Origin of the sequence: Billgrantia saliphila (genome assembly GCF_002930105.1) — a bacterium.
Taxonomy (GTDB): domain Bacteria; phylum Pseudomonadota; class Gammaproteobacteria; order Pseudomonadales; family Halomonadaceae; genus Halomonas; species Halomonas saliphila.
In genome coordinates this window covers 97,206-114,238 of the sequence record NZ_PJRN01000005.1, presented here as the reverse complement: position 1 = coordinate 114,238, position 17,033 = coordinate 97,206, and the positions used below count along the sequence as shown (strand labels likewise).

The window sequence follows — 17,033 nt, the reverse complement described above, 5'->3', positions numbered from 1 at the left end:
AAAAGCCAAGAGTTGCGGACTCCGAGCCGTGGACGATACCGCTGCCGAAGCCCGAAGCCAAAGAACAACGATTTGAGGTAACCGACCGTGACCAAGATGGCCCCCGAGCTGCCCATCGAGGTAGATAGCGAGACCGGCGTGTGGACCACCGATGCCCTGCCGATGCTCTACGTGCCGCGCCACTTCTTCATCAACAATCACATCGCCGTCGCCGAGGCGCTGGGTGTGGATGAGTACGCCGAGATTCTCTACCGCGCCGGCTACAAGAGCGCCTGGCATTGGTGCGAGAAGGAAGCCGAGCTGCACGGCCTGGAAGGTGTAGCGGTATTCGACCACTACATGCTGCGACTTTCCCAGCGCGGCTGGGGCAAGTTCGTCACCGAGGCGATCGACCTCGATGCCGGTACCGCCCGAGTCCGCCTGGAGCACAGCGCCTTCGTCTATCAGCTCGGCAAGACCGGGCACAAGGAGGAGTACATGTTCACCGGCTGGTTCGCCGGCGCCATTGACCAGATCCTTGCCGCCCGTGGCAGTGCCCTGCGCACCGTCGCCGAGCAGACCCAGAGCGCCGCCGAGCCTGGCTGTGAAGTGGGCATCTTTATCGTCAAGCCGCTGCCCGACGCCCGGGGTTGAGGAGGTTTCCATGGCATTCGACGCGATCTTCGAGCCGATCCAGATCGGCAAGTTGACCATTCGCAACCGCGTGGTCAGCACCGCCCATGCCGAGGTGCACGCCACCGACGGTGGCATGACCACCGAGCGCTACGTCAAGTACTACGAAGAGAAGGCCAAGGGTGGCTGCGGCCTGTGCATCTGCGGCGGCTCCTCGGTGGTTTCCATCGACAGCCCCCAGGGCTGGTGGAGCTCGGTCAACCTTGCCACCGACCGGATCATTCCGCACTTCCAGAATCTGGCCGATGCCGTGCACATGCATGGCGGCAAGATCATGATCCAGATCACCCACATGGGGCGCCGCTCGCGCTGGGACGGCTTCGACTGGCCGACCCTGGTATCGCCCTCCGGCATCCGTGAGCCGGTGCACCGCTCCACCTGCAAGACCATCGAGGAGGAGGAGATCTGGCGCATCGTCGGCGACTTCGCCCAGGCCGCGCGGCGTGCGAAAGAGGGTGGCCTGGATGGCGTCGAGCTTTCCGCCGTGCACCAGCATTTGATCGACCAATTCTGGAGCCCGCGGGTCAACAAGCGCGAGGACCAGTGGGGCGGCAGCTTCGAGAACCGCATGCGCTTCGGCATGGAAGTGCTCAAGGCGGTGCGCGCCGAGGTCGGCGACGACTTCGTCGTCGGCATGCGCATCTGCGGCGACGAGTTCCACCCGGATGGCCTGACCCACGAGGACATGAAGCAGATCGCCGCCTACTACGATGCCACCGGTCAGGTCGACTTCTTCGGCGTGATCGGCTCGGGCTGCGACACCCACAACAGCCTGGCCAACGTGATTCCCAACATGTCCTACCCGCCGGAGCCCTTCCTGCACCTGGCGGCGGGCATCAAGGAAGTGGTCGGCGTGCCGGTAATTCACGCCCAGAACATCAAGGACCCCAACCAGGCCCAGCGTATCCTCGAAGGAGGCTACGTCGACCTGGTGGGCATGACCCGGGCGCACATCGCCGACCCGCACCTGATCGCCAAGATCAAGATGGGCCAGGTCGACCAGATCAAGCAGTGCGTCGGCGCCAACTACTGCATCGACCGCCAGTACCAGGGACTCGACGTGCTGTGCATCCAGAACGCCGCCACTTCGCGGGAGTACATGGGCCTGCCGCACATCATCGAGAAGAGCGAAGGCTCCCGGCGCAAGGTCGTGGTGGTCGGCGGCGGCCCCGGCGGCATGGAGGCGGCACGCGTTGCCGCCGAGCGCGGCCACGACGTCACCCTGTTCGAGGCGGCGGAGGCCCTGGGCGGACAGATCACCATCGCCGCCCAGGCCCCGCAGCGCGACCAGATCGCCGGTATCACCCGCTGGTACCAGCTCGAACTGACGCGCCTCGGCGTCGACCTGCGCCTGGGCACTCGCGCCGACGAGGCGACGATAGAGGACCTGCGACCCGACGTCGTGATGCTCGCCACCGGTGGCCAGCCCTTCCTCAGCCAGTTCCCTGAGTGGGGCTATTCGGAGAACCCCGAGGAGAGCCTGGTGGTGAGTACTTGGGACATCCTCTCGGGCAAGGTGGCGCCGGGCAAGAACGTGCTGATCTACGACGCCATCTGCGAGTTCTCCGGCGTTTCGGCGGCCGACTACCTGGCCGACAAGGGCGCCAAGGTCGAGATCGTCACCGACGACATCAAGCCGGGTGCGGCGGTAGGGGGCACCACCTTCCCCACCTACTACCGCAGCCTCTACGAGAAGGAGGTGATCATGACCTCCGACCTGATGCTGCACAAGGTCTACCGCGAGGGCAGCGGCCTGGTGGCGGTGCTCGAAAACGAGTACACCGGCGCCCTGGAGGAGCGGGTGGTCGACCAGGTGGTGGTGGAGAACGGTGTGCGACCGGACGAGACGCTCTACTACGCGCTCAAGGATCGTTCGCGCAACCGCGGCCAGGTGGATCTCGAGGCGCTCTACGCTGCCCAGGCGCAGCCCTGCCTCGCCGAGGAGGGTGACGGCTACCTGCTGTTCCGCCTGGGCGACTGCACCGCGCCGCGCAATACGCATGCGGCCATATACGACGCCCTGCGGCTATGCAAAGACCTTTGAAAGCTATTGCGCTCGGCCAGGTGTTGTTGAAGTTCGGCTCGTCAAGCTCATGGAGCAGCAAGTCCACTCCGCTGACTCGCCGAACTTCGCCTAGCCTGGCCGTCGCTCATGACGCTTTCACCGTGCCGGCCTCTGTTGTCGGTGCAGCCCCGATGCCAATGACAACGCCAAAGCCAACGGCTCATGAGACGAGGTGAGCACCATGCTCGACACCCTCCTGCCGATATTGATCTTCTCCGCCCTGGCGCTGGCCGTGATCGGCGCCGTTCGCCGCGTTCGCCTGTGGCGCCAGGGGCGGCCGTCGCGAGTACCGATTCTTCAAGGCCTTGCGGCCATGCCGCGTCGTTACCTGGTGGATCTGCACCACGTGGTGGCACGCGACAAGGTGATGTCCAACACCCACGTGGCTACCGCCGGCGGTTTCGTCGCCGCTGCCGTGCTGATGATCCTGGTGCATGGCCTGGGACTGGCCAACCCTGTCCTCGGCGGGCTGTTGCTGCTGGCCAGTAGCGCCATGTTCGTAGGCAGCCTGTTCGTCGCCAGGCGGCGGCGCAACCCGCCGGCGCGGCTCTCGAAGGGCCCGTGGATGCGCCTGCCGAAGAGCCTGATGGCATTCGCGTTGAGCGTCTTTCTGATCACCCTGCCGACGGTCGGCATACTCCCTGAAGGAACGGGCAGTTGGCTCCTCGCCGTGGCGCTGGCCGCAGTGTTGGCCTGGGGCCTGGGCGAGATGTTCTTCGGCATGACCTGGGGCGGACCGATGAAGCACGCCTTCGCCGGCGCCCTGCATCTGGCCTTTCACCGCCGCCCCGAGCGCTTCTCATCCAAACAGGGGGGTGGGCGCTCCACCGGTCTCAAGGCACTGGACCTGGACGACCCCAAGGCCCCGCTGGGTGTTGAAACGCCCAGCGACTTCACCTGGAACCAGTTGCTCGGCTTCGACGCCTGTGTGCAGTGCGGTCGCTGCGAAGCCGCCTGCCCGGCCTTCGCCGCCGGTCAGCCGCTCAACCCCAAGAAGCTGATCCAGGACATGGTGGTCGGCATGACCGGCGGCAGCGATGCTAGGTATGCCGGCAGTCCCTACCCAGGCAAGCCCATCGGCGAGCACGTCGGCGAGCCGCATGGGCCGATCGTCGCTAGGCGGGGCACGGCGCTGGTCGATGCCGAGACGCTGTGGTCGTGCACCACCTGCCGCGCCTGCGTCGAGGAGTGCCCGATGATGATCGAGCACGTCGACGCCATCGTCGACATGCGCCGCTTCCTGACGTTGGAACATGGCGATACGCCGGGCAAGGGCGCCGAGGTGCTCGACAACCTGATCGCCACCGACAACCCCGGCGGTTTCGATCCCGGCTCGCGCATGCACTGGGCGGCGGACCTGAATCTGCCCTTGATGCGCGACGTGGGGCAAGCGGAAGTGCTGCTGTGGCTCGGCGACGGTGTCTTCGACATGCGCAACCAAAGGACGTTGCGAGCCCTGGTGAAAGTACTGCGTGCGGCCAGCGTCGACTTTGCCGTGCTCGGCGTTGAAGAGCGCGACAGCGGCGACGTGGCGCGTCGTCTGGGCGACGAGGCGACCTTCCAGTCGCTCGCCAGGCGCAATATCACGACCCTGGCGCAGTATCGCTTCCAGCGCATCGTCACCTGCGATCCGCACAGCTTCCACGTACTGAAGAACGAATACGGCGTGCTGGGTGGCGACTATGCGGTGTCCCATCACAGCACCTACATCGCCGAACTGTATGAGTCGGGGCGGCTGCACTTCGCGCCCTGGAAGGGAGGCAGGGTCACCTACCACGACCCCTGTTACCTGGGCCGCTACAACGGCGAGTTTGAGGCACCGCGCAACGTACTCAAGGCGCTGGGTATCGAAGTCGCCGAGATGGCGCGTTCGGGCTTTCGCTCGCGCTGTTGCGGCGGTGGCGGCGGCGCGCCGATCACCGATATTCCCGGCAAACGGCGGATTCCCGACATGCGCATGAACGACGTGAGCGAGACCGGGGCCGAACTGGTGGCGGTCGGCTGTCCGCAGTGCACCGCCATGCTCGAAGGTGTGGTGGATGCCAGCGCCGAGGTTCGTGACATCGCCGAGCTGGTGGCCGATGCCCTGGTGCCGGAAAGCGAATCGCGCCGCGATGGCGTACGCCAAGTCCAGCCGACGGCCGAGGCCCGCATCGCGGTCAAGGAGGTAGCATCATGAGCGAGATCCTGCGCCGCGATCCGCGCCGCGAGTGGATCGCCCGCAACCGCCTGCACCCCGAGCATTTGAACGTGCTGGCGGAACTCGGCGGAAGTGTGGGCCAGGGCACCGTGGCGACGGAGTGGATGGGCCCCAATGGGGTAATGCGTAAGAATCCCCATGCGGTGGGCTTCATCGGTCCCAACGGCATCAAGCGCATCGACCGCAGTGGCGCCCAGCAGGCGGCCGCCGCGGGCCGGGGCGCGGGCCAGGCGAGTGCAGCGACCGACGATCGTCGGCGTGTGGCGATCGAGGCGCCCGCCTTCCTGGTGGCGGTGGTGCCGGACATGCCCGGCGGGCGCCTCTCCAGCCACGACCGCGACCTGCTGGGGCTGGCCCGGCAGCTGGCCGATGCCGATGACCAGCGTCCGGGTGCTGTGCTGGCGGTAGTCTTTGGCCATCATAAGGAAGGAGCGTTCGACGAGGCCGGCGTCGACCGCCTGATGCATTTCGATGATGCCCTGTTCGATGGCTACGCGCCGGAGGCACGCCTGGCGGCGCTCGCCGCCGTCGAAGGTGAGCTCGCCCCGTCCCATTGGTTGCTGCCCGACTCCAAGCTGGGCGGTGCCGACCTGGGACGGCGGTTGGCGGCACGCCTTCAGGAGCGGCCCGCTACGGGGGTCTGGCAGATCGAGCCCGACGCTACGGCACCGCTGGGCTGGCGCTGCACTGGGCGGGGTGCTGCCGGCACCACCGATATCCAGCGCGCCCTGCCGCGCATCGTATTGGCATTGCCCGAATGTGCCGAGCCGGTCGCCGAGACCCGCCATGGGGCGCAACCGCTCGCCCTGTCGCAGCCGTTGCCTCGCCTTCTGGCGCGTATCGAGGATCTGGGCCAGGTGGCCGTCGATCCGGCCGGCGTGGCCCTGGCCGAAGCCGAGTTCATCCTTTCCGCCGGCAACGGCGTCAAGGACTGGGAGGGGTTCCACCACGCCGCCAAGGTATTGGGAGCCACCGAAGGCGCCTCGCGCGTGGCGGTAGACGACGGCTTTATGCCGCGCGACCGCCAGGTGGGTGCCACCGGCACCTGGGTCACCGCCCGGGTCTACGTGGCCGTGGGCGTCAGCGGTGCCATCCAGCATCTGCAGGGCATCCAGAGCTGCGAGAAGGTGGTGGCGGTCAATCTCGATCCGGGATGCGACATGATCAAGCGCGCCGATCTGGCGGTGATCGGTGACTCGGCGAGCATACTCGCGGCACTGGTCGAAATGGTGGAGCGACAGCGAGGGGAGAAGCGCGATGCAGCCTGATGCTCATGAAACAGGAGCAAACACCGAAGCGGTACTCGAGGTGGCGGTGCTGGTTTCGGTCGGCCGGCACCCGTTGACCGGTCGCGCCCGGCGTGCCGATCAGGATGCCCGCGGCGTGGAGCTGGCCAAATCGCTCGACAGGGCCCATGTCACGCTGCTGCATGCGGGAGAGTTCGACGCGGAGAGCGAAAGCGCGATGCGCGGCTATCTGGGCATGGGGCTGCCGGCGTTGACCCTGGTCGAGCAGCCGCATGGCGCCGACGTGGTTCCCGCCCTGGCCCGCGCGCTGAGCGACGCCCAGCCGCAGCTGGTGATCGCCGGTGGGCGGGCCGAGCAGGGGGAAGGCTCGGGGTTGTTGCCTTACCTTCTGGCCGAACGCCTGGGCTGGCCGCTGGTCAGCGGCCTGGCTGACGTGGAGAAAGTCGAGCATGGCGTGGCCACGCTGCTCCAGGCCCTGCCGCGCGGCCAGCGCCGTCGACTCCAGGTGCGACTGCCGGCCATCGTCACCGTCGACGCAGCCGCCTCGGCAGCCCGCCAGAGCGCCTTCGGGCCGGCCCGGCGAGGCGAAATCGAGGTCGAACCCGCCGCAGTGGCGTGGGACGAAGCCCAGGAAGAGTGGAGCGTGTCGCCGGCCCGCAAGCGCCCCAAGCGGCTCAAGATCGTCAAGGCGACTTCGGCACGGGAACGTTTCAAGGCCGCCGCGGCCAAGGCCGAAGGCGGCGGTGGCCAGGTGCTGACCGACGTGACGCCGGAGCAAGGTGCCGAGGCGATCTTCAAGCTGCTGAAGGAGGAGGGCATCCTTCGCTAAGCTTGTTCGAAAACTGGCTGGGTTCGGCCATACTGCGTTAAAAACTGACTCAAAATAGTCGCTTACGCTCCGTAAACTCCGTTTTTTGTCAATTTTTGCCTTGCGACCCACAGGGATATGGGAAGTGCGTTGGCCCGTAGGGAGCGGGCCTAGCCCTGGCCTTCGCTCGCTGCCTTCTCGGACTAAGCTTGGCATTTCTAACCTAGCTAGCATCTTCCACAAATAATAAGACCCCGGCCAAGGCCGGGGTCTTTGCGTTAGTGCTGACTGGTAGAGGCGTATCAGGCCAGCCTGGCCGCCGCCAGCCCGCGCTGCTCCTCACGCAGTCCCTTCACCAGGCAGAAGGCCATGCCCAGCAGCACCAGAGTGAAGGGCAGCCCGGTAGCCACGGCGCCGGCCTGCAGCGCGCCCAGTGCGGTGCTGCCGCCACCGTAGAGCAGGATACCTGCAATCGCACCTTCCAAAACGGCCCAGAACACGCGCTGGCCGCGGGGGGCGTCGGTCTTGCCGCCGGCGGTGATGTTGTCGATCACCAACGAGCCGGAGTCCGACGAGGTGATGAAGAAGATCAGTACCAGCAGGATCGCCAGGCTGGAGGTCAGGGTGGTCAGCGGCAGGTGCTCGAGCATCTGGAACATCGCCAGCGAGACATCGCTGATGCCGTTGGCCAGGGCGCCGACGCCGGTAGCCGACTGGTCCAGGGCGGTGCCGCCGAAGGCGCTCATCCACACCAGCGTGACCAGGGTCGGTACCACCAGCACGGCGGTGAGGAACTCGCGCACAGTGCGCCCGCGGGAAACCCGCGCGATAAACATGCCGACGAAGGGCGACCAGGATATCCACCAGGCCCAGTAGAACACCGTCCAGCCGTGGTACCAGGTGGTATCGTCGCGGCCGACCCAGTTGGAGAGCGGTACGATATGGCTGACATAGGCCAGGGTCGTGCTCCAGAGATTATTGACGAACAGCAGCACGCCGCCGGTGATGATCACGAAAGCAAGCAGCGCCAGTGCGATCACCATGTTGATGTTGGAGAACAGCTTCACGCCACCGTCGATGCCGCGCCACACCGAGAACAGCGCCACGGCGGTGACCACCACGATGATCGCCAACTGGGTGCCGAGGGTGTTGGGCACGTCGAACAGGTAGTTGAGACCACCCGCCGCCTGAGAGGCACCGAAGCCCAGCGAGGTGGCCAGGCCGAAGATGGTGGCCAATACCGCGACGATGTCGATGACGTGGCCGAACCAGCCGCGGACCCGCTCGCCGAGGATCGGCGTGAAGGCAGAGCGCAGGGTCAGCGGCAGGCCGCGGTTGTAGGCGAAGAAGGCCAGCGATAGCCCCACCACGCCGTAGATCGCCCAGGGATGCAGGCCCCAGTGGAACATGGTGGCGCCGATCGCTGCGCTGGCACCGGCCGGGGTATGCGCTTCGACATTGAGCGGGGTGCCGTACCAGTCGGTGTAATAGGCCACCGGCTCGGCCACGCTCCAGAACATCAGGCCGATGCCCATGCCCGCAGCGAACAGCATGGCGAACCAGGAGAGCGTCGAGTATTCCGGCCGGGCCTGGCTGCCACCCAGGCGAATGCGCCCCACCGGCATGGCGATCAGCGCCAGGCAGAGCAGCACGAAGAGGTTGCCGGCGATCATGAACAGCCAGTCGAAATGCTCGATCGACCAGCCGCGGGCCGAGGTGAGATGGCCGTTGGCGGCGTCGGGATAGATCAGGGCGTAGAGGATGAAGGCCAGGATGGCCAAGGCCGAGAGCGGGAAGACGGGATGGTGGAAGTCCATCCCCAGCATCTGGGCGTTGTCCTGCCCGGGAGAGAGGATAGGGGCATCGTCATGCTTCATGGGGAACCTCGCGTGTTGTTGTTGGGGCCGGCAGCGACAGGCACTCCCGGGCGGACCATTGTTGGCCCCGATCGTCCTGAGGAATGTCGTGAAAGCGACCTCTAGCTGTCCGCTGGCCCATCGCGACCGCAGCATGTCTCGGGCAGACAAGCGGATGTCTCTGTGGGGCAAGTGCGGCATGGCGAAGGGCATAGGCTGAAGCGACGGAATCATCCGTCACGTGACAACAACGAACTGGAGCCTGACATGAGCCAAGCCAACCGCGGAGTCGTCTACCAGGGCCCGGGCAAGGTCGCCGTCGAATCCATCCCTTATCCCGAGCTCGCTCTCGGCAATCGCAAATGCGACCACGGGGTAATACTGAAGGTCGTCACCACCAACATCTGCGGCAGCGATCAGCACATGGTGAGGGGGCGTACTACCGCGCCGTCCGGTCTGGTGCTGGGCCACGAAATCACCGGCCTGGTGGTGGAGTGCGGGCGCGATGTCGAATTCATCCAGCCGAGCGATCTGGTCTCGGTGCCGTTCAATATCGCCTGCGGGCGCTGCCGCAACTGCAAGGAGGGACGGACGGGGATCTGCCTCAACGTTAATCCGGCGCGTCCCGGCGCCGCCTACGGCTACGTCGACATGGGTGGCTGGGTCGGCGGCCAGACCGAGTACGTCATGGTGCCTTACGCCGACTTCAACCTGCTGAAATTCCCGGATGCCGACCAGGCCATGGAAAAGATCCGCGACCTGACCCTGCTATCGGACATCTTCCCCACCGGCTTTCACGGCTGCGTGACGGCCGGTGTCGGGCCGGGCAGTACCGTCTACATTGCCGGGGCCGGCCCGGTGGGACTGGCGGCGGCGGTCTCGGCCCAGTTGCTGGGGGCGGCCTGCGTGATCGTCGGCGACATGATCGAGGAACGCCTGGCCCAGGCGAGAAGCTTCGGCTGCGAGACCCTCGACCTGACCCAGGAGGGCGACATGGCCGACAAGCTCGAAGCAATCCTCGGCGAGCGCGAGGTCGACTGCTTCGTCGACTGCGTCGGCTTCGAGGCGCATGCCTGCGGTTGCAACCACGCCAAGGAAGCGCCCGCCACGGTACTCAACTCGGCGATGCAGCTGACTCGCGCCGGTGGTCAGATCGGCATTCCGGGCCTCTACGTGACCGAGGACCCGGGCGCCTCCGACGATGCCGCCAAGCAAGGGGCATTGAGCATGCGCTTTGGCCTGGGCTGGGCCAAGTCCCACTCCTTCCATACCGGCCAGTGCCCCGTAATGAAGTATCACCGCCCGCTGATGCAGGCGATCCTGTTCGGCAAGGTCAATATCGCCGATGCGGTCAACGTGCAGATGATCACCCTGGATCAGGCCCCGCAGGGCTACGCCGACTTCGACGGCGGCGCGGCGAAGAAATTCGTCATCGACCCCCACGGCAGCGTGGCCGCGTAAGGAGGAGCCCGAGTTCGCCGACGGTGCCCACTGAAGGCGGCGCGGCGAGCCATTTCGGGGTATCGACCCCACGGCAGCGTGGCCGCGTAAGGAGGAGCCCGAGTTCGCCGACGGCGCCCATTGAAGGTGGCGCGGCGAGCCATTTCGGGGTATCGACCCCCACGGCAGCGTGGCCGCGTAAGGAGGAGCCCGAGTTCGCCGACGGCGTCCACTGAAGGCGGCGCGGCGAGCCATTTCTGGGTTTATCGACCCCACGGCAGCGTGGCCACCTGAGCGCTGGCCGGGTAATGTGAAGGAAATGGCAGCCAACGGCAGTAGGAGGTACGCGACATGATGATCGCCGATTTGATCGATGAGCAGGATTTCCGCGAACGCCTGCTGGCGTTGGGCATCGACGTTCCCTCGAACGCCGATCCCGACACCTGCGCTCGGTTGGCCGCGCAGCAGCATGCATGCCGCGCCGTGCCCGGCCTGCCGGCGCTGGTCGCTGGGCTCGAAGCGCAGGCCGGCGTCATGCTGCCCGAAGTGCGAGAGGCGCTGGCGCGTCATTTGCGGCCTGCCGTAGGCTGATACCTCATCATGGCGGCGCCTTGTGGCCGCGCCGCCCTGGAAACTGCGTGACAACGCATCGCCCCCGACCATGGTCGGGGGCGATGCCTTTTGTCCGGAAGTGGAGGAGTCTATGTCAGCAGGTAGCGGAGCCTAGCCGCGCACCAGCTGCAGGTGGGGGGCGCTGTGGCCCAGGTTCTCCTGCATCCGTTCGCTGTACCAGTCGATGAAGTCGATCACGCCGAACTCGTAGGTTTCGGAGTAGGGGCCCGGCTGGTAGGCCTGGGAGTTGATACCGCGCTGGTTCTCCTCGGCCAGGCGCTTGTCCTGGGCGTTGGTGGCGTCCCACACCCGGCGCATCTCCTCGGGGCGGTAGTCGACGCCCTCCTCGGCGTCCTTGTGCACCAGCCACTTGGTAGTCACCAGGGTCTCCTGCGGTCCCAGCGGCAGCACGCGGAACACGATGGCGTGGTCGCCCATGAAGTGGTTCCAGGAATTGGGCAGGTGGAGGATGCGCAGCGAGCCCATGTCGGGGCTGGTCAGGCGGCCCATCAGCTTGCGGCAGGCCGGCTTGCCGTCCACGGTCATGGAGACCACGCCGTCCAGCAGCGGCGTGCGGGTCAACCGGTTGCGCTTGCCGAAACGCTTGAGCTGCCAGGGAATCTGCTGGTCGTCCCAGTCGGACTGCTTCTTCGCCACCAGCGCCTTGTAGGCGGGCGTGGCGCGGGGGTCGTCGGTGTCGTCAAACTCCTGCAGCGAGTTCAGCAACTCCGGGTGAGCGCCGTTGCAGTGGTAGCACTCGCGATTATTCTCGATCACCAGCTTCCAGTTGGCCTGCTCGACGATGTTCGACTCCACGGCGACCTTGAGATTGGACATCTCGTAGGGCTCGAGATAGTGCTCCAGGGTGACCAGGAAGTCGTCGATGGCCGGCGGCTGTTCGGCCAGGCTGATGAACATGAAGCCACCGCCGGTGCGCACGTGGACCGGCTTGAGGCCGTAGGTGGCAAGATCGAAGTCCGCGCCCATGTCGCTGCCGGCGAACAGCAGGCGGCCGTCGAGCTCGTAGGTCCACTGATGATAGGGGCAGACCAGCTTGGCGACCTTGCCCTTGTCGCTGACGCAGAGCCGCGAGCCGCGGTGACGACAGACGTTGTGGAAGGCATGGATCGCACCGCCTTCGCCGCGCACCAGGATCACCGGGTTGTCGCCGACCTGCAGGGTCATGTAGTTGCCCTTGGCAGGAATCTCGCAGGTCATGCCGGCAAACAGCCACTCCTTGCCGAAGATCTCCTGCATGTCCAGGGCGAACAGCCGGGCATCGTTGTAGAAGGGCTGGGGCAGCGAGAAGTTGCGCGCGCGCTCGGCGAGCATCGCGGCAGTGGCCTGACGCGCCGGATCCAGGGGATCGTCCAGGGGAGCCGGGGAGAGTGTGTCCATGGAAGCTTCCTCATTGCTGGCCGCGGCTGCGGCATCGGTCGGATTGTTGGTATCGTCACGGGCTTCGACGTCGTGACGGTGTCGGTTGCCGATGGGAATACGGCGAGTGTGGAACAGCCGCCGGGCGCCCAGTTGTCTGCCGGCGACAAGCATGAATGCAGGCGCGACGCGCGAAGGGAGAAAAGACACACCGGGTGGGAGTCATGGGCATGCCCGTGTCGCAGTCAGGCAAGTCGGGGCCTTGCCGCCTGGCGCAGAATTCGTTCAACGGCAGGCGGTGTTCCGCAGTCGGAGCCTTCCACGCTGATCAATGCCAGGCGACTCGACATGACCATGAACTTTCTCAACCCCGTCACGACCCAGACCTGGACCAACGGCCGACACCTGGTGCGCTGCGTCAAGGTGATCCAGGAAACTTGGGACGTTCGCACCTTCTGCTTCATGGCCGAGCAGCCGGTGCTGTTCTTCTTCAAGCCGGGGCAGTTCGTGACCCTGGAGCTTGAGATCGACGGCGAGCCGATCATGCGCTCCTACACCATCTCCAGTTCGCCATCGATCCCCTATAGCTTCTCGATCACCGTCAAGCGGATGCCGGGCGGTCGGGTGTCCAACTGGCTGCATGACAACATGAAGGTGGGCGACGAGTTGGTGGTGCACGGCCCGGTGGGCAACTTCAACTCGATCGACTTTCCCGCCGACAAGGTGCTGTTCCTCTCCGGCGGAGTCGGCATCACGCCGTTGATGTCGATGACCCGCTGGTTCTTCGACACCAACGCCAACGTCGACGTCGAATTCATCCACAGTGCCCGTGCCCCGCGCGATGTCATCTACCATCGCGAGCTGGTGCACATGTTCTCGCGGATCCCCGAGTTCAAGCTGCATATCGTTTGCGAGAACAAGGACGACATCGGCGAGGCCTGGGCCGGCTACCGAGGGTATCTGACCCAGCCGATGCTGGAGCTGATGGCGCCGGACTTCCTCGAGCGCGAGATCTTCTGCTGCGGCCCCACGCCGTACATGAACGCGATCAAGCGCATCCTGCGCGACAACGGCTTCGACATGAGCCACTACCATGAGGAGTCCTTCGGCGCCACGCCGCTGGACGTACGCGAGGACGTGCTGGAGCTGGCCGAGCAAGCCGAGGCAGAAGCCGGGGAAATCGACTATGCCGACATGCTCAGCGTCGAGTTCGTCGGCTCGGGCAAGAGCGTGCGCATCCAGCCGGGCGAGACGGTGCACGCCGCCGCGTCCAAGCTCGGGCTGCACATCCCCAAGGCCTGCGGCATGGGCATATGCGGCACTTGCCGGGTGGGGCTCAAGTCCGGCGAAGTGGATATGGAGCACAACGGCGGCATTACCGACGAGGACATCGAGGAGGGCTACATTCTCTCGTGCTGCAGCAAGCCGATCGGCAACGTAGTGGTCGATTATTGACGCAAGGCTCAGGCGCGCCGGACCTCGCCGAACAACTCGTCGACACGGCACACCTCGCCACAGTGATCCGGCGAATAGCCGGGCAGCTCGGCGACGGCCTCGAGGAACGGCTCGCTGCGGATCATCTCGAGCAGGCGCTTGACGCTGGGGTCGGCGAGGCTCCTGCGCTGGCAGACCAGCATGTAGTGCTCATGGGCCAGGGGCAGGAATTCGAGCCCGAACAGGCGCGCGGCGGCCTCGACGCCGAAGCCCACGTCGGCCATGCCGGCGGCGATGTAGGCGGCCACCGCCGAGTGCGTGTACTCCTCCAGCTCGAAGCCCTGGATCCGCTGTGAGGAGAGCCCGGCCTCGCGCAGCAGGATGTCGAGCAGCGCCCGGGTGCCCGAGGCCTTCTGGCGGTTAATGAAGCGCACGTCGCCGCGCGCAAGGTCGGACAGACCGACGATGCCGCGGGGATTGCCCGGCCCCACCATGAGCCCCTGGCAGCGGGTGATGAAACGAATGATGCAGTGGCTGCGCGGCCGCAGCTGGCGCCGGTAATCCTGCATCAGCGGGCCGCGGGTAGCCGTGGTCGGCATATGATAGCCGGCCACGTCGCAGGCGCCTCGATTGAGCGCAGCCAGGGCTTCCTGGGGGCTGCAATACTGCAGATCGAGCTGGAAGCCGGTGGCGAACCGGGGCAGCAGCGCCACTGCGTAGCCGTGACTGGCGTGCATGCGCAGCACCGGCTCGACGCCCTCGAACAGCTGCTGCAGTTCGAGATTGAGCTCCGAGCCCAGGCTCTCGAGCTGCGGGCCGAGCCGGGCGGCCACGCGTTGGCGGGCCCACAACAGCTTGTCGCCGAGCGGGGTCAGTCGTGCCCCGCGACCCTTTTGCAATTCCACCAGGGCGACGCCGAAGAAGTCCGCCCACCTGTTGAGCAAGTTCCAGGCGTGGCGATAGGAGATGCCGGCCTCGACGGCGGCTGCGGTCAGCTTGCCGCTGCGATGGATGCCCTGCAGCAGGCCAAACAGCTGTGGATCCAGGCGGTTACCCGACTCGTCGGTGAAGGACCAGGCAGGCTCGATTCGAATGCGCTTCATATGCTGTATTTTTCATATTTTGAAACGGAGGTAGTACTGCTACTTTCACAGATACCGCGGTGTCGATAGGCATCGATTGTCATATATGAACTATAAAACATAATTAGCAGCTTCGAACGTCCCGACGCAAGAACAATGTGCGTCCTGCGTTCGACTCGAGGCCAGGCCATGCTCAACAGTGACTCTCCTCAGTGGACCCCTCAGCTGATTCAGGACGAGATCGACGTCCTGAAGCACAAGCCCGGGGCTCTGCTTCCCATCCTGCATGCGATCCAGGATCGCTGCGGCTACGTACCGCGCGAGGCGGTGCCGATCATTGCCGAATCGCTGCAGCTCACCCGTGCCGAAGTGCATGGCGTGATCAGCTTCTATCACCACTTTCGCACCGCGCCGCCGGGGCGCCATGTGATGCAGCTCTGCCGCGCAGAGGCGTGCCAGGCGCGCGGTTCGCGAGGGCTGGAGAACCATGCGCGGGCGACCCTCGGCATCGACTTCCATCAGACCACCCCTGACCGCGAGATCACCCTGGAGCCGGTCTACTGCCTGGGCAACTGTGCCTGCGGCCCGTCGCTGCGCATCGGTGATCGCATCCATGGCCGGGTCACGCCCGAGAAATTCGATCGTCTGGTCGACGAACTGAGCGTCCAAGTGCTGGAGGTGGGCTGATGAGCGTTCGAATCTACGTGCCCCGCGAAACCACGGCGCTCGCCCTCGGTGCCGATGAGGTGGTCGCGCGCATCGAGGCGGAGGCCGCCGCCCGTGGTGCCGAGATCGAGCTGGTACGCAACGGCTCGCGCGGTCTGTTCTGGCTGGAGCCGCTGATCGAGGTCGAGACGTCGGCGGGCCGCATTGCCTATGGTCCAGTCGAGCCGAGCGACGTGGCCGGCCTGTTCGACGCCGGGCTGCTCGAAGCCGGTTTGCAGACACACGGCGCCCAGTCTCCCCTCTACCAAGGGCCGGTCGAGGCGATCCCCTACCTGCAGGCTCAGCAGCGGCTGACATTTTCACGCATCGGCGTCACCGACCCACTCTCCATCGACGATTATCGCGCTCATGACGGCTTCCGGGGCCTGGAGCGGGCGCTCTCGCTCTCGCCCCAGGAGATCGTCGACGAGGTCAAGGCTTCCGGCCTGCGTGGCCGCGGCGGGGCGGCGTTTCCCACTGGCATCAAGTGGCAGACGGTGCTCGACGCACCCGCCGAACAGAAATATATCGTCTGCAACGCCGACGAGGGCGACTCCGGCACCTTCGCCGATCGCTTGGTGATGGAGTGTGACCCTTACCTGCTGATCGAGGGCATGGCCATTGCCGGTCTCGCCGTGGGCGCCACCCAGGGTTACGTCTACCTGCGTTCGGAATATCCCTTGGCTCACGAGATCTTCAATGAGGCGATCGCCCGCGCCGAGGCCGCCGGCTATCTCGGTGCGGATATCCGCGGCAGCGGCCAGCGCTTCGAGCTGGAAGTACGGCTCGGCGCGGGCGCCTACATCTGCGGCGAGGAGACTTCGCTACTGGAGAGCCTCGAGGGCAAGCGCGGCATGGTGCGCTTCAAGCCGCCGCTGCCGGCGATCGAGGGCCTGTTCGGCCAGCCCACAGTGGTCAACAACGTGCTGTCGTTGGCCGCGGTGCCCTTTATTCTCGCCCGCGGAGCCACGGCCTATGCCGACTACGGCATGGGCCGCTCGCGGGGCACCCTGGCATTGCAACTGGCCGGCAACGTCAAGCGCGGCGGGCTGGTGGAGCTCGCCTTCGGTACCACCCTGCGCGAGCTGATGGAGGACTTCGGCGGCGGCACCGCGAGCGACCGCCCGCTGCGCGCGGTGCAGGTGGGCGGCCCGCTGTGTGCTTACCTGCCCGAAAGCCAGTGGGACCTGCCGCTCGACTACGAGGCCTTCGCCGACGTCGGCGCGGGGGTCGGCCACGGCGGCGTGGTGATGTTCGACGACACGGTGGACATGGCCGAGCAGGCGCGCTTCGCCATGGAGTTCTGCGCCGTGGAGTCCTGCGGCAAGTGCACCCCCTGCCGCATCGGGGCGGTGCGCGGCGTCGAGGTGATCGACCGCATTCGCGCGGGCGACAACCGCGAGGCCAACCTCGTGCTGCTGGGCGACCTGTGCGAGACCATGGTGGACGGTTCCCTCTGTGCCATGGGTGGCATGACGCCGTTCCCGGTGCAGAGCGTGATGAAACACTTTCCCGACGACCTGCAGCGTTGAGCG

General features: G+C 65.9%; 13 protein-coding genes. 10 read left to right on the top strand and 3 right to left on the bottom strand.

Annotated features, from left to right (window positions below; all coding sequences use genetic code 11):
- The first annotated feature begins 87 nt into the window (after positions 1-87).
- The 5 genes from CYJ07_RS07475 (at position 88) to etfB (ending at position 7,013) form a co-directional block, all read left to right on the top strand.
- The gene (locus CYJ07_RS07475; protein ID WP_104203057.1) at positions 88-633 is read left to right on the top strand and encodes a DUF5943 domain-containing protein; all 546 of its coding nucleotides are present in this window, start codon (positions 88-90) and stop codon (positions 631-633) included.
- 10 nt (positions 634-643) lie between these two features.
- Positions 644-2,716, top strand: coding sequence for a dimethylglycine demethylation protein DgcA (gene dgcA, locus CYJ07_RS07470; RefSeq protein WP_104203056.1), 2,073 nt, complete (start codon positions 644-646; stop codon positions 2,714-2,716).
- 202 nt (positions 2,717-2,918) lie between these two features.
- On the top strand, positions 2,919-4,916 hold the full coding sequence (locus CYJ07_RS07465; RefSeq protein ID WP_197038285.1) for a (Fe-S)-binding protein: 1,998 nt from the start codon (positions 2,919-2,921) through the stop codon (positions 4,914-4,916).
- Entirely contained in the window at positions 4,913-6,205 is a 1,293-nt protein-coding gene (gene etfA, locus CYJ07_RS07460) for an electron transfer flavoprotein subunit alpha (protein ID WP_104203055.1), read from the top strand. The genes CYJ07_RS07465 and etfA overlap by 4 nt, the downstream gene beginning before the upstream one ends.
- A complete protein-coding gene (gene etfB / locus CYJ07_RS07455; RefSeq protein ID WP_104203054.1) occupies positions 6,195-7,013 on the top strand; it encodes an electron transfer flavoprotein subunit beta in 819 nt (272 codons plus the stop codon). The genes etfA and etfB overlap by 11 nt, the downstream gene beginning before the upstream one ends.
- 281 nt (positions 7,014-7,294) lie before the next feature.
- Here etfB and CYJ07_RS07450 read toward each other — a convergent pair whose 3' ends face one another.
- Positions 7,295-8,869, bottom strand: coding sequence for a BCCT family transporter (locus tag CYJ07_RS07450; RefSeq protein ID WP_104203053.1), 1,575 nt, complete (start codon positions 8,867-8,869; stop codon positions 7,295-7,297).
- A 246-nt stretch (positions 8,870-9,115) separates the two neighbouring features.
- Here CYJ07_RS07450 and fdhA point away from each other — a divergent pair, with 246 nt between their 5' ends.
- Together fdhA and CYJ07_RS07440 are read left to right on the top strand one after the other, a co-directional pair.
- The gene (fdhA, locus tag CYJ07_RS07445) at positions 9,116-10,309 is read left to right on the top strand and encodes a formaldehyde dehydrogenase, glutathione-independent (RefSeq protein ID WP_104203052.1); all 1,194 of its coding nucleotides are present in this window, start codon (positions 9,116-9,118) and stop codon (positions 10,307-10,309) included.
- A gap of 330 nt (positions 10,310-10,639) precedes the next feature.
- Positions 10,640-10,879 carry a hypothetical protein gene (locus CYJ07_RS07440; RefSeq protein WP_104203051.1) on the top strand — a complete coding sequence of 80 codons (240 nt, stop codon included), beginning with the start codon at positions 10,640-10,642 and terminating at the stop codon, positions 10,877-10,879.
- 132 nt (positions 10,880-11,011) lie between these two features.
- On the opposite strand, the gene CYJ07_RS07435 is transcribed toward CYJ07_RS07440, so the two are convergent.
- Positions 11,012-12,298 carry an aromatic ring-hydroxylating oxygenase subunit alpha gene (locus tag CYJ07_RS07435; RefSeq protein ID WP_104203189.1) on the bottom strand — a complete coding sequence of 429 codons (1,287 nt, stop codon included), beginning with the start codon at positions 12,296-12,298 and terminating at the stop codon, positions 11,012-11,014.
- A 327-nt stretch (positions 12,299-12,625) separates the two neighbouring features.
- Here CYJ07_RS07435 and CYJ07_RS07430 point away from each other — a divergent pair, with 327 nt between their 5' ends.
- On the top strand, positions 12,626-13,732 hold the full coding sequence (locus tag CYJ07_RS07430; protein ID WP_104203050.1) for an FAD-binding oxidoreductase: 1,107 nt from the start codon (positions 12,626-12,628) through the stop codon (positions 13,730-13,732).
- A gap of 8 nt (positions 13,733-13,740) precedes the next feature.
- On the opposite strand, the gene CYJ07_RS07425 is transcribed toward CYJ07_RS07430, so the two are convergent.
- The gene (locus CYJ07_RS07425) at positions 13,741-14,814 is read right to left on the bottom strand and encodes a substrate-binding domain-containing protein (protein WP_104203049.1); all 1,074 of its coding nucleotides are present in this window, start codon (positions 14,812-14,814) and stop codon (positions 13,741-13,743) included.
- A gap of 168 nt (positions 14,815-14,982) precedes the next feature.
- On the opposite strand from CYJ07_RS07425, the gene CYJ07_RS07420 reads away from it, so the two are divergent.
- Both CYJ07_RS07420 and CYJ07_RS07415 read left to right on the top strand, forming a co-directional pair.
- Positions 14,983-15,480 (top strand): formate dehydrogenase subunit gamma, encoded by a 498-nt coding sequence (locus tag CYJ07_RS07420; RefSeq protein ID WP_104203048.1) that lies wholly within the window; start codon positions 14,983-14,985, stop codon positions 15,478-15,480.
- On the top strand, positions 15,480-17,030 hold the full coding sequence (locus tag CYJ07_RS07415; RefSeq protein ID WP_104203047.1) for a formate dehydrogenase beta subunit: 1,551 nt from the start codon (positions 15,480-15,482) through the stop codon (positions 17,028-17,030). The genes CYJ07_RS07420 and CYJ07_RS07415 overlap by 1 nt, the downstream gene beginning before the upstream one ends.
- Positions 17,031-17,033 lie beyond the last annotated feature (3 nt).